10 protein-coding genes are annotated in these 11,487 nt (G+C 73.7%); 8 read left to right on the top strand and 2 right to left on the bottom strand.

Going from position 1 to position 11,487, the window contains the following annotated elements:
* The first annotated feature begins 59 nt into the window (after nucleotides 1-59).
* From ACF07S_RS14730 to ACF07S_RS14720, 3 genes are read left to right on the top strand one after another with little or no spacing between them, the layout of a single operon-like run.
* Nucleotides 60-929, top strand: coding sequence for a DUF5819 family protein (locus ACF07S_RS14730; protein WP_391962671.1), 870 nt, complete (start codon nucleotides 60-62; stop codon nucleotides 927-929).
* Complete coding sequence (locus ACF07S_RS14725) at nucleotides 926-2,173, top strand: HTTM domain-containing protein (RefSeq protein ID WP_391962672.1); 1,248 nt, start codon at nucleotides 926-928, stop codon at nucleotides 2,171-2,173. Before ACF07S_RS14730 ends, ACF07S_RS14725 begins: the two co-directional genes overlap by 4 nt.
* Before the next feature lie 10 nt (nucleotides 2,174-2,183).
* Nucleotides 2,184-3,059, top strand: coding sequence for a TrmH family RNA methyltransferase (locus tag ACF07S_RS14720; RefSeq protein WP_391974313.1), 876 nt, complete (start codon nucleotides 2,184-2,186; stop codon nucleotides 3,057-3,059).
* Between the two features lie 46 nt (nucleotides 3,060-3,105).
* Here ACF07S_RS14720 and paaN read toward each other — a convergent pair whose 3' ends face one another.
* On the bottom strand, nucleotides 3,106-4,797 hold the full coding sequence (gene paaN, locus ACF07S_RS14715; protein ID WP_391974312.1) for a phenylacetic acid degradation protein PaaN: 1,692 nt from the start codon (nucleotides 4,795-4,797) through the stop codon (nucleotides 3,106-3,108).
* A 161-nt stretch (nucleotides 4,798-4,958) separates the two neighbouring features.
* On the opposite strand from paaN, the gene ACF07S_RS14710 reads away from it, so the two are divergent.
* Together ACF07S_RS14710 and ACF07S_RS14705 are read left to right on the top strand one after the other, a co-directional pair.
* On the top strand, nucleotides 4,959-6,473 hold the full coding sequence (locus ACF07S_RS14710; RefSeq protein WP_391962675.1) for a 3-hydroxyacyl-CoA dehydrogenase: 1,515 nt from the start codon (nucleotides 4,959-4,961) through the stop codon (nucleotides 6,471-6,473).
* Nucleotides 6,470-7,060, top strand: coding sequence for a TetR/AcrR family transcriptional regulator (locus tag ACF07S_RS14705; RefSeq protein WP_391962676.1), 591 nt, complete (start codon nucleotides 6,470-6,472; stop codon nucleotides 7,058-7,060). Before ACF07S_RS14710 ends, ACF07S_RS14705 begins: the two co-directional genes overlap by 4 nt.
* A 12-nt stretch (nucleotides 7,061-7,072) precedes the next feature.
* Here the strand turns inward: ACF07S_RS14705 and ACF07S_RS14700 are convergent, their stop codons facing one another.
* Nucleotides 7,073-7,558, bottom strand: coding sequence for an Lrp/AsnC family transcriptional regulator (locus tag ACF07S_RS14700; protein WP_391963045.1), 486 nt, complete (start codon nucleotides 7,556-7,558; stop codon nucleotides 7,073-7,075).
* Between the two features lie 189 nt (nucleotides 7,559-7,747).
* Between ACF07S_RS14700 and pdhA the strand changes: the two genes are divergently transcribed.
* The 3 genes from pdhA to ACF07S_RS14685 are packed head-to-tail and all read left to right on the top strand — an operon-like array spanning nucleotide 7,748 to nucleotide 11,411.
* Complete coding sequence (gene pdhA / locus ACF07S_RS14695) at nucleotides 7,748-8,890, top strand: pyruvate dehydrogenase (acetyl-transferring) E1 component subunit alpha (protein WP_391974311.1); 1,143 nt, start codon at nucleotides 7,748-7,750, stop codon at nucleotides 8,888-8,890.
* Nucleotides 8,887-9,891, top strand: coding sequence for an alpha-ketoacid dehydrogenase subunit beta (locus ACF07S_RS14690; RefSeq protein ID WP_391962678.1), 1,005 nt, complete (start codon nucleotides 8,887-8,889; stop codon nucleotides 9,889-9,891). The genes pdhA and ACF07S_RS14690 overlap by 4 nt, the downstream gene beginning before the upstream one ends.
* Nucleotides 9,891-11,411 carry a dihydrolipoamide acetyltransferase family protein gene (locus ACF07S_RS14685; RefSeq protein ID WP_391974310.1) on the top strand — a complete coding sequence of 507 codons (1,521 nt, stop codon included), beginning with the start codon at nucleotides 9,891-9,893 and terminating at the stop codon, nucleotides 11,409-11,411. The genes ACF07S_RS14690 and ACF07S_RS14685 overlap by 1 nt, the downstream gene beginning before the upstream one ends.
* Nucleotides 11,412-11,487: the final 76 nt, after the last annotated feature.

Here is an 11,487-nt window from a genome sequence, read left to right as displayed (position 1 = left end):
GCCGGTCGTCCCGGCGGCGGGGCACGGGCAGCGACAGCGGTATCGGGGATCGGGGCGGAATGAACGCGTACGACAAGGGCTCGGACGCCCGGCACGGACCCGCAGGGCGGGACGGGCCGGAGCCTCGTCCCGCCCTGCCCCGTCCCGCCGCCCCGGCCGGTCCACCGGTGTCCCGCCCGCCCGGGCCCGACCCCGATCCGGCCCCCGCGGCGGACCGCCCGCCCGGGCCGCGCTCCCCCGCCGCCTCCGGCACCCCCGCGGTGGACCCGCCCGCCGAGCCCGCCACCGGGCTGGCCGCCCTCTCCCTGCGCTACCGGATCGGCGCCGTGACGGCACTCGCGGTCGTCGCGGCCGGCGTCTGTGCGCACCTCGGCATGACGTTCCTGCACGTCGCGCCGGCGAACACGGTCAGCAAGGAACACGGCGAGACGATCGAGAACTGGATCTACCCGGAGTTCGAGCAGAACTGGAAGCTGTTCGCGCCGAACCCGTTGCAGCAGAACATCTCCGTGCAGGTGCGCGCCGGGGTCCGCGGGGCGGACGGCACGGCGCGGACCACCGGCTGGTACGACCTGTCCGCGCAGGACGGCCGGGCCATCGACGGCAACCCGCTGCCCAGCCACACCCAGCAGAACGAACTGCGTCGCGCCTGGGACTTCTTCGTCGCGACGCACGACGACGACAACCGCCCGGTGGGGCTGCGCGGGTCGCTGTCCGAGGCGTACATACGCCGGATAGCCGCGCTGCGCCTCGACCGGGCGGACGCGGCCGGTCCGGGCGGAGTCGTCGAGCGCGTCCAGATCCGCTCGCGGACCGCCGACGTGCCGCCGCCCGAATGGAGCGGGGAACAGGCCTCCGCCACGCCCGTGTACCGCACGCTGTCCTGGTGGTCACTGCCCGAGGACGAGGCCCGGGGAGGTGTCGGGTGAACCGCCTGCGGCCGGAGCTCTCCCGCGCGACAGCCCGTGTCACCGACACCGCGCTCGGCCCGTACCAGACGGCCGTCATCCGGATCGGCTTCAGCCTGACCTGGCTGCTGTTCCTGCTGCGCGAGTTCCCCCACCGCCACGAGCTGTACGGCCCCGACGGGCCCTGGTCCTGGGGCCTCGCCGAGCAGCTGGTCGCGACCAACGACGCCTTCACCGTGCTGCTCTGGTCGGACAGCCGGGGCTGGTTCGAGGCCGTGTACGCGCTCGCCGTGCTGTGGAGCCTGCTGCTGCTGCTGGGCTGGCGCACCCGCACGATGTCGGTGCTGTTCATGGTGGGCGTGCTGACGCTGCAGAACCGCAGCGTCTTCATGGGGGACGGCGGCGACAACGTCCTGCACCTGATGTCGGTCTACCTGGTGTTCACGCGCTGCGGCCGGGTCTGGTCCCTCGACGCGCGGCGGGAGCGGCGCGCGGCGGCGGCGCGCGCGCGCGGGGAGCGGCCGCACGACCGGGTGGGGCCCGCGCTGTGGGGTGCGCTGGGGCTCCTGCTGGCCCTGGCGACGCTCGCCGGACGGATGGACGGTGACTGGTTCGTACCGGCGCTGCTGTGGACCGTGTGGCTCGCGCAGGCGCTGTGGTGGCTGGTCGGGCGCCGCGCGGGGACCCGGCAGCCGCGGATCCTGCTGGACGTGGTCACGAACATCGTGCACAACGGAGCGCTGCTCGTGATCATGGCCGAGGCGTGCCTGATCTACGCCACGGCCGGCTGGTACAAGGTGCAGGGCACCCGCTGGCAGGACGGCACCGCCGTCTACTACCCGCTGCACCTGGAGTACTTCTCCCCCTGGCCGGCCCTCGCGGACCTGCTGTCGGCCAGCGGCACCATGGTCATGCTGGTGACCTACGCGACGGTCGCCGTGCAGGTCGCCTTCCCGTTCACGCTGTTCAACCGCCGGGTGAAGAACGCCCTGCTGGCGTTCATGATCCTCGAACACGCGGTGATCGCCGTCGTGCTCGGGCTGCCCTTCTTCTCGCTGGCGATGATCGCGGCCGACGCGGTCTTCCTGCCGACGGCCTTCCTGCGCCGTCTGGGCGGGCTGGTGGCGCGCGCGGGTGGACGGCTGCGCCCGCGCGGCGGTGGTGCGTTCGTCCCGGACCAACGTCGTCCGGGCGGCCGCCGCGTGGACGAGGACCCGGTGGAGGCGGTCCCCGCACCCGGCGGAGGGCACGGCTCGCACACGTAGGCTGCACGCCATGACCGACGTCGACCGACCCGCCGGACCCGAGGGGCCGACCGGACCCGCACGACCGACCGCCCCCGACGCGCCGGCCCGGTCCGGGGCACCCGGCGGATCCGAAGGGCCCGCCCGGCCGCAGAACGCGGCCGACGTCGTGTCCGCCTGGCACCGTCTGGCCGGCGACGCCGTCCTGCTCGACGGGTTCCACGCCCTCAAGCACGCCGTGCGCTTCGGGGCCGAGGTGCGGGTCGCGCTCACCGCGGACCGGGCCGCCGCGCTCGCGCTCGCCGACGAGCTGGCCCGGGACGTACGGGACCCGCTGGCGGCGCTGCTGACCGAGGTGCCCCACGGGACGTACGCCGCGCTGGTACCGCGCCCGCACCCCACCGCGGTGGCCGCCCTGGCCGTACGCCCCTCCCGGGCGGGCAACCTGCGGAAGCTGGCGCACACCCCGCGCACCGCCCCCGTGGTGGTCCTGGACCACCCGCGCAACCTCGGAAACGCCGGGGCGGTGATCCGGCTGGCCGCCGGTTTCGGGGCGACCGGGGTCGTCACCACCGGCACGCTCGACCCCTGGCACCCCACGGTGGTGCGCGGCGGGGCGGGGCTGCACTTCGCCACCGCCGTGGAGCGGCTGGCCGTCGGGGAACTGCCGCCGGGCCCGGTCTTCGCGCTCGACCCCGAGGGCGAGGACATCCGCTCGCTGGAACTTCCGGACGACGCGCTGCTCGCCTTCGGCTCCGAGCGCAGCGGACTGTCGGCCGGACTGCGCGCGCGGGCCGACCACCTGGTGGCGCTGCCGATGCGCCCCCAGGTCTCCAGCTACAACCTCGCGACCAGTGTGGCCATGACGCTGTACCACTGGAGCGCCACCGGGGGCGCACCCGCCTGAACGCGCGCCTACGCCTCCCGGCGCACGCACCCGTCTGAACGCGCGCCTACGCCTCCCGGCGCACCTCGACCACCCGGAAGCGGTTGGCCACGAAGGCGCCGTCGCACAGAGCGGCGTTGGCCGCCGGGTTGCCGCCGGAACCGTGGAAGTCGGAGAAGGCGGCCGTCTGGTTGACGTACACCCCTCCGGTCAGGTTCAGGGAGAGCTGGGCGGCCTCCTCCAGGCAGACCTCGCGCACCATCTCCTCGACCTCCGGGGAGGTCGTGTACGCGCCGACCGTCATCGCGCCCTTCTCACGGACGGTGCGCCGCAGCAGGTCCGCCGCGTGGCCGGCCGAGTCGACGGCGACGGCGAAGGAGACCGGGCCGAAGCACTCGCTCATGCAGACGGCCTCGGCGTCCGGCTTGGAGCCGTCGAGCTTCACGATCACCGGTGTGCGGACCACCGCGCCCGGGAACTCGGGGTGGGTGATCTCGCGGGAGGCGAGGGCGACCTCGCCCAGCCCGGCGGCGGCCTCCAGCCGGGCCTTGACGTCCGGGTTGACGATGGCGCCCAGCAGCGCGTTCGCGCGCGCGTCGTCGCCGAGCAGCTTGCCGACCGCCGCCCCCAGGTCGGCGGTGACCTCGTCGAACGACTTGGGACCCTCGTCGGTGGTGACGCCCTCGCGCGGGATGAGCAGGTTCTGCGGGGTGGTGCACATCTGGCCGCTGTACAGCGACAGCGAGAACGCCAGGTTGTCCAGCATCCCCCGGTAGTCGCCGGTCGACTCCACGATCACCGTGTTGACGCCGGCCTTCTCGGTGTAGACCTGCGCCTGGCGGGCGTTGGCCTCCAGCCAGTCGCCGAACTCCGTCGAACCGGTGTAGTCGATGATCCGGATCTCCGGGCGGGTGGCCAGGGTCCTGGCGATGCCCTCGCCGGGGTGCTCGGCGGCCAGCGCGACCAGGTTCGCGTCGAAGCCGGCCTCGGTGAGCACCCGGCGCGCCACCCGGACCGTGAGCGCGAGCGGCAGCACCGCCCGGGGATGGGGCTTGACCAGGACCGCGTTGCCGGTGGCGAGGGAGGCGAACAGGCCCGGGTAGCCGTTCCACGTCGGGAAGGTGTTGCAGCCGATGACCAGGCCGACGCCGCGCGGTACCGGCGTGAAGTGCTTGGTGAGCGCGAGCGGGTCGCGCTTGCCCTGCGGCTTGGTCCACCGGGCGGTGCCGGGGATGCGGACCTGCTCCGCGTACGCGTAGGCCACCGCCTCCAGGCCGCGGTCCTGGGCGTGCGGGCCGCCCGCCTGGAACGCCATCATGAAGGCCTGTCCGGAGGTGTGCATCACCGCCTGGGCGAACTCCGCCGTCCGGTCGCTGATCCGCTTCAGGATCTCCAGACAGACCACCGCGCGGGTCTCCGCGCCGGCGTCCCGCCAGGCCCGCATCCCGGCCTTCATGGCGGGCAGCAGCTCGTCCAGGTCCGCGTGCGGGTAGCTCACGCCCAGCTCGACGCCGTACGGGGAGGTCTCACCGTCGACCCAGCCGTCCGTGCCGGGCTGGCCGAGGTCGAGACGGGTGCCGAGCAGGGCGTCGAAGGCGGCCTTGCCGGCCGCGATGTCCAGGCTGCCACCCTCCCCGTAGGCCTTCGGGTGCTCGGGGTGCGGGGACCAGTACGCGCGCGTGCGGATCGCTTCCAGCGCCTGGTCCAGAGTGGGACGGTGCCGGGCGATCAGCTCGTGCGCGGTGAGTTCGGCGGCCATGCTGAACCAACTCCTCGTCTCGGGAACTCTTCCTCGAGCTCGTGGACCTGTGCGGAAACCTGGTCGGAATCGGGCGGTCGGAGCTAGAGTAACCGAACGATCGGTCGGGACAAGGGGGTCCGCCGCATCTGTGGAAAACGCCGTGCGGGAGGATCGCGCACATGACAGCACTCGACCTCAGCAGTCCCGTGGCCGTGGTCGGCACCGGCACCATGGGCCAGGGAATCGCCCAGGTCGCGCTGGTCGCGGGCCACCCCGTGCGGCTGTACGACGCCGCTGCCGGCCGGGCCCGTCAAGCGGCCGACGCGATCGGCGCACGGCTGGACCGGCTGGTGGAGAAGGAACGGCTCACCGCGGCCGACCGGGACGCGGCCCGCGCCCGCCTCCGGCCCGTCGACGCGCTCACCGGCCTGGCCGACTGCGCCCTGGTCGTCGAGGCCGTCCTGGAGCGCCTCGACGTCAAGCAGGAGCTGATGCGCGCGCTGGAGGACATCGTCTCCGACGACTGCCTGCTCGCCACCAACACCTCCTCCCTGTCGGTCACCGCGATCGGCGGCGCCCTGCGCCTGCCCGGCCGCTTCGTGGGCCTGCACTTCTTCAACCCCGCGCCGCTGCTGCCGCTGGTCGAGGTGGTCTCGGGGTTCGCCACCGACGTCACGTACGCCACACGCGCGTACGAGACGGCACGCGCCTGGGGCAGGACGCCGGTCGCCTGCGCCGACACCCCCGGTTTCATCGTCAACCGCATCGCCCGCCCCTTCTACGCCGAGGCCTTCGCGGTGTACGAGGCGCAGGGCGCCGACCCCGCCACCATCGACGCGATCCTGCGCGAGTCCGGCGGCTTCCGGATGGGCGCCTTCGAGCTGACCGACCTCATCGGGCAGGACGTCAACGAGTCGGTCACCCACTCGGTGTGGCAGTCCTTCTTCCAGGACGTGCGCTTCACCCCCTCGCTCGCCCAGCGCCGCCTGGTCGAGTCCGGCCGCCTCGGCCGCAAGAGCGGTCGCGGCTGGTACGACCACAGCGGCGGCGCCGAGCGGCCCGAACCGCACACCGCCGAGCCCGCCGAGCCGCCCGCGTACGTGGTCGCCGAGGGCGATCTGGGGCCGGCCTCGGAGCTGCTCGCCCTGATCCGCGAGGCGGGCATCGAGGTGCGCGAGGAGGCCGAGGACAACGGCACCCGGCTGATCCTGCCCGGCGGCGGCCAGCTGGTGCTCGCCGACGGCCAGACGTCCGTGGAGTTCCGCGACGTCGTCTACTTCGACCTCGCCCTGGACTACCGCACGGCCACGCGCGTGGCCCTGTCCCACGCCCGGAACACCTCCCCGGGGACGGTCGCCGAGGCCACCGGGCTGTTCCAGGCGCTCGGCAAGAAGGTCAGCGTCATCGGGGACGTCCCCGGGATGATCGTCGCGCGGACGGTGGCCCGGATCATCGACCTCGCGCTCGAGGCCGTCGCCAAGGGCGTGGCCACCGAGGACGACATCGACACCGCGATGCGCCTGGGTGTGAACTATCCGCTGGGGCCCCTGGAGTGGAGCCGGCGGCTCGGCGGCGGCTGGGTCTGCTCCGTGCTGGACAACCTGCACGAGTGCGAGCCGTCGGGCCGTTACGCGCCCTCCCTCGCGCTCTACCGGCACGCCTACGCCTCGGACAAGGGGGAGGGGACCCCGTGACCATCGCCAAACGCGATCCGTACACCCCGGAGACGCTGCTGTCCGTCGCCGTCCAGGTGTTCAACGAGCGCGGCTACGACGGCACCTCCATGGAGCACCTCTCCAAGGCCGCGGGCATCTCCAAGTCGTCGATCTACCACCACGTGGCCGGCAAGGAGGAACTGCTGCGCCGCGCGGTGAGCCGGGCGCTGGACGGGCTCTTCGGGATCCTCGACGAGGAGCCCGCGCGCGTGGGGCGGGCCGCCGAGCGCCTGGAGTACGTCGTACGGCGCATGGTCGAGGTGCTCATCGCGGAGCTGCCGTACGTGACGCTGCTGCTGCGGGTGCGCGGCAACACCGACACCGAGCGGTGGGCGCTGGAGCGGCGGCGCGAGTTCGACCACCGGGTGGCCGCGCTGCTGAAGGCCGCGGCGGCCGACGGGGACGTGCGCGAGGACATAGAGGTGCGCCTGGTGACCCGGCTGGTCTTCGGAATGATCAACTCGATCGTCGAGTGGTACCGGCCCGGCGGGCGCGGGATGAACGAGCGCGAGGTGGCCGAAGCGGTGGCGCAGCTGGCCTTCGGGGGGCTGCGCAAGGTGTCCTGAGCGACGCCCGGGTCAGCCCTGCGGCTCCAGGTCCTCCTCCTCGAACACCAGCAGGGTGCGCGTGCTGAGCACCTCGGGGATCGCCTGGAGCCGGGTGAGCACCAGCTCGCGCAGTGCCCGGTTGTCGGGCGCGTGCACCAGCAGCAGTACGTCGAAGTCGCCGCCCACCAGCGCGATGTGCGAGGCGCCGGGGAGCTGTCTGAGCTGCTCGCGGACCGTGCGCCAGGAATTCTGGACGATTTTCAGGGTGACGTACGCGGACGTCCCGTGACCGGCCCGCTCATGGTCGACGCGGGCCCCGAAGCCGCGGATGACGCCGTCCTCGACGAGCCGGTTGATGCGTGCGTAGGCGTTCGCGCGGGAGACGTGGACCCGTTCGGCGACGGAGCGTACGGACGCGCGGCCGTCCGCCTGGAGCATCCGCAGGATGTCCTGGTCGATGGCGTCCAGCGGCCGTGCGGGCGGAAGCGGCCCGCCCCCTTCCGGGCTCTCGGCCATTTGTTCAGATGCCACCCGCCCCCGCCTCTCCGTCATGGACGCACTGCGTCCATCTCAGGTTGTGGAGAACCGTTTGTCCACAGCCCGGTGCCACCCGTAGCCAAAATGCGCCGACGACCGAACAATCGGTTGGTGAGGCGCGTCACAGACGCCGCGCCTCCGTCAGCCGTCCCACGAGGAGGTGCCGTCATGACGGTCATGGAGCAGCGGGGGGCCTACCGGCCGACCCCGCCGCCCGCCTGGCAGCCCCGCACCGACCCCGCGCCGCTGCTGCCCGACGCGGAGCCGTACCGGGTGCTCGGCACCGAGGCGGCCGCCGAGGCCGACCCGGAGCTCCTGCGCCGGCTGTACGCGGAGCTGGTGAAGGGCCGCCGCTACAACGCGCAGGCCACCGCCCTCACCAAGCAGGGCCGTCTCGCGGTCTACCCCTCCAGCACCGGTCAGGAGGCCTGCGAGGTCGCCGCCGCGCTCGTGCTCGAGGAGCGCGACTGGCTCTTCCCGAGCTACCGCGACACGCTCGCGGTCGTCGCGCGCGGTGTGGACCCGGTCGAGGCCCTCACCCTGCTGCGGGGCGACCGGCACACCGGCTACGACCCCCACGAGCACCGCGTCGCGCCCCTGAGCACCCCGCTGGCCACCCAGCTGCCGCACGCCGTGGGTCTCGCCCACGCCGCCCGCCTCAAGGGCGACGACGTGGTCGCCCTGGCCATGGTCGGCGACGGCGGCACCAGCGAGGGCGACTTCCACGAGGCGCTGAACTTCGCCGCCGTCTGGCAGGCCCCGGTGGTCTTCCTCGTCCAGAACAACGGCTTCGCGATCTCCGTACCGCTCGCCAAGCAGACCGCGGCGCCGTCGCTGGCCCACAAGGCCGTCGGCTACGGCATGCCCGGCCGCCTGGTCGACGGCAACGACGCCGCCGCCGTGCACGCGGTCCTGGCCGACGCCGTACGCCGCGCGCGCGGGGGCGGCGGACCGACCCTGGTCGAGGCGATCACGTACCGCGTGGAGGCCCACACCAACGCCGACGACGCGACCCGCTACCGCGGCGAAGCCGAGGTGGAGACCTGGAGGCAGCACGACCCGATCGCGCTGCTGGAACAGGAGCTGACCGGGCGCGGTCTGCTCGACGGGAGCGCCGTCGAAGCCGTCCGGCAGGACGCCGAGACCATGGCCGCCTCCTTGCGCGCCCACATGAACCGGGACCCCGCGCTCGACCCCATGGACCTCTTCGCCCACGTCTACGCCGAACCCACCCCCCAGCTGCTGGAGCAGCGGGAGCAGCTGCGGGCCGAGCTCGCGGCCGAGGCCGAGCCGGAAGGGGCGCAGCGATGACCACCGTCGCCGTCAGGCCGGCCACCATGGCGCAGGCCCTCACGCGCGCGCTGCGCGACGCGATGGCCGCCGACCCGTCCGTGCACGTCATGGGTGAGGACGTCGGCACCCTGGGCGGCGTCTTCCGGGTCACCGACGGACTCGCCGCGGAGTTCGGCGAGGACCGCTGCACGGACACGCCGCTGGCCGAGGCGGGCATCCTGGGCACGGCCGTCGGCATGGCCATGTACGGGCTGCGTCCGGTCGTGGAGATGCAGTTCGACGCCTTCGCCTACCCGGCGTTCGAGCAGCTGGTCTCGCACGTCGCGAAGATGCGCAACCGCACGCGCGGGAAGATGCCGTTGCCGCTCACCGTCCGGATTCCCTACGGCGGCGGCATCGGCGGCGTCGAGCACCACAGCGACTCCTCCGAGGCGTACTACATGGCGACGCCGGGGCTCCACGTCGTCACGCCCGCCACCGTCGCGGACGCCTACGGGCTGCTGCGCGCCGCCATCGCCTCCGACGACCCGGTCGTCTTCCTGGAGCCCAAGCGGCTGTACTGGTCCAAGGACTCCTGGAACCCGGAGGAGCCCGCGACCGTTGAACCGATAGGCCGTGCGGTGGTGAGGCGCTCAGGGCGGAGCGCCACGCTCATCACGTACGGGCCGTCCCTGCCCGTCTGCATGGAGGCGGCCGAGGCGGCCCGGGCCGAGGGCTGGGACCTCGAAGTGGTCGATCTGCGCTCCCTGGTGCCGTTCGACGACGAGACGGTGTGCGCCTCGGTACGGCGGACGGGACGTGCGGTCGTCGTCCACGAGTCGGGCGGCTTCGGCGGCCCGGGCGGGGAGATCGCGGCCCGGGTCACGGAGCGCTGCTTCCACCACCTGGAGGCGCCGGTGCTGCGTGTGGCCGGGTTCGACCTGCCGTATCCGCCGCCGATGCTGGAGCGTCACCACCTGCCCGGAGTGGACCGGATCCTGGACGCCGTGGGGCGTCTGCAGTGGGAGGCCGACAGCTGATGGCACAGGTGCTGGAGTTCAGACTGCCCGACCTCGGTGAGGGGCTCACCGAGGCCGAGATCGTGCGCTGGCTGGTCGAGGTCGGTGACGTCGTCGCGGTGGACCAGCCGGTCGTCGAGGTCGAGACGGCCAAGGCGATGGTGGAGGTGCCCTGCCCCTACGGCGGTGTCGTCACGGCCCGCTTCGGCGCGGAGGGCACCGAGCTGCCCGTCGGCGCTCCGCTGATCACGGTGGCGGTGGGAGAGGCTGCCGAGGATGATCCGGCAGCGGGTGCGAGCGCCGCGAGCTCCGGGGCCGCGCGCGGTGAGGACCCGGCGGCCGAGGGCTCCGGCAGCGTTCTGGTCGGCTACGGCACCTCACAGGCACCGGCCCGCCGCCGCCGGATACGCCCGATGCGGCCGACGCCTGCCGGAACCACCGGAGCCGCCGGGCCCACCGGGGCCGCCGCACCCGCGGCGAACGGACGGCCCCGGCCCGCGGAGCCGCTCCGGGCGCCGGCGACGCACGCCACGGCGGGCATCGCGGGCAGGCCGGAGAGCCTCGGTGGGGCGGAGGCCGCCGGCGCGCCGGGCCGCACGTCCGGAGCGGTGGACGGCCCCGTTCCCGTGATCTCCCCGCTGGTGCGCAGGCTGGCCCGCGAGAACGGTCTCGACCTGCGCGAGATGACCGGGTCCGGGCCCGACGGGCTGATCCTCCGGGCGGACGTGGAGTACGCGCTGCGTGCCGCCGCCGCCCAGGGCCGCACGGGCGGCAGGACGGCCGAGGAGCCGCGGGCGCACGCCGCCCCGGCGGGCGCGCCCGCACCGGCCGCCGCCCCCGCGAGTACCCCGGCCGTCACCCGCGTCCCCCTCAAGGGCGTCCGGGGTGCCGTCGCCGACAAGCTCTCCCGCAGCCGCACCGAGATACCGGACGCGACCTGCTGGGTGGACGCCGACGCGACCGAACTGATGCGGGCCAGGGCGGCGATGAACGCGGCCGGGGGGCCGAAGATCTCTGTCCTCGCCCTGCTGGCCCGGATCTGCACGGCCGCACTGGCCCGCTTCCCCGAGCTGAACTCCTCGGTGGACACCGAGGCCAGGGAGGTCGTCCGGTACGGCGCCGTGCACCTGGGCTTCGCCGCGCAGACGGACCGGGGGCTCGTCGTGCCCGTCGTCCGGGACGCGCACACGCGGGACGCCGAGTCGCTCACGGCGGAGTTCGCCCGGCTGACCGAGGCGGCCCGGGCCGGGACGCTGACGCCCGCGGAACTCACCGGCGGCACCTTCACGCTGAACAACTACGGTGTGTTCGGCGTCGACGGCTCCACACCGATCATCAACCACCCCGAGGCGGCCATGCTCGGTGTCGGCCGGATCGTTCCCAAGCCGTGGGTGCATGAGGGCGAACTGGCGGTGCGGCAGGTCGTGCAGCTCTCGTTCACCTTCGACCACCGGGTCTGCGACGGCGGCACGGCAGGCGGCTTCCTGCGGTACGTGGCGGACTGCGTGGAGCAACCGGCGGTGCTGCTGCGGACGTTGTGAGCCGGTGCTGAACCGGCGTCGGTCCGCGCCGAGTCCGCCTCAGGTCCGCGCCGGCCGCGCTGCGGCTTCCCGCCGG

Origin of the sequence: Streptomyces sp. NPDC016640, assembly GCF_043076215.1 — a bacterium.
Lineage (GTDB): Bacteria > Actinomycetota > Actinomycetes > Streptomycetales > Streptomycetaceae > Streptomyces.
The sequence above is the reverse complement of the archived record's forward strand: the minus strand, read 5'-3'. Positions and strand labels throughout refer to the sequence as shown.

Bases quoted from the DNA above. Each gene is read 5' to 3' on its own strand.
- ACF07S_RS14710 (WP_391962675.1), top strand. From the start codon at position 4,959: ATGACAGCACTCGACCTCAGCAGTCCCGTGGCCGTGGTCGGCACCGGC.
- pdhA (WP_391974311.1), top strand. From the start codon at position 7,748: ATGACGGTCATGGAGCAGCGGGGGGCCTACCGGCCGACCCCGCCGCCC.
- ACF07S_RS14685 (WP_391974310.1), top strand. From the start codon at position 9,891: ATGGCACAGGTGCTGGAGTTCAGACTGCCCGACCTCGGTGAGGGGCTC.
- ACF07S_RS14730 (WP_391962671.1), top strand. From the start codon at position 60: ATGAACGCGTACGACAAGGGCTCGGACGCCCGGCACGGACCCGCAGGG.
- ACF07S_RS14690 (WP_391962678.1), top strand. From the start codon at position 8,887: ATGACCACCGTCGCCGTCAGGCCGGCCACCATGGCGCAGGCCCTCACG.
- ACF07S_RS14700 (WP_391963045.1), bottom strand. From the start codon at position 7,558: ATGGCCGAGAGCCCGGAAGGGGGCGGGCCGCTTCCGCCCGCACGGCCG.
- paaN (WP_391974312.1), bottom strand. From the start codon at position 4,797: ATGGCCGCCGAACTCACCGCGCACGAGCTGATCGCCCGGCACCGTCCC.
- ACF07S_RS14720 (WP_391974313.1), top strand. From the start codon at position 2,184: ATGACCGACGTCGACCGACCCGCCGGACCCGAGGGGCCGACCGGACCC.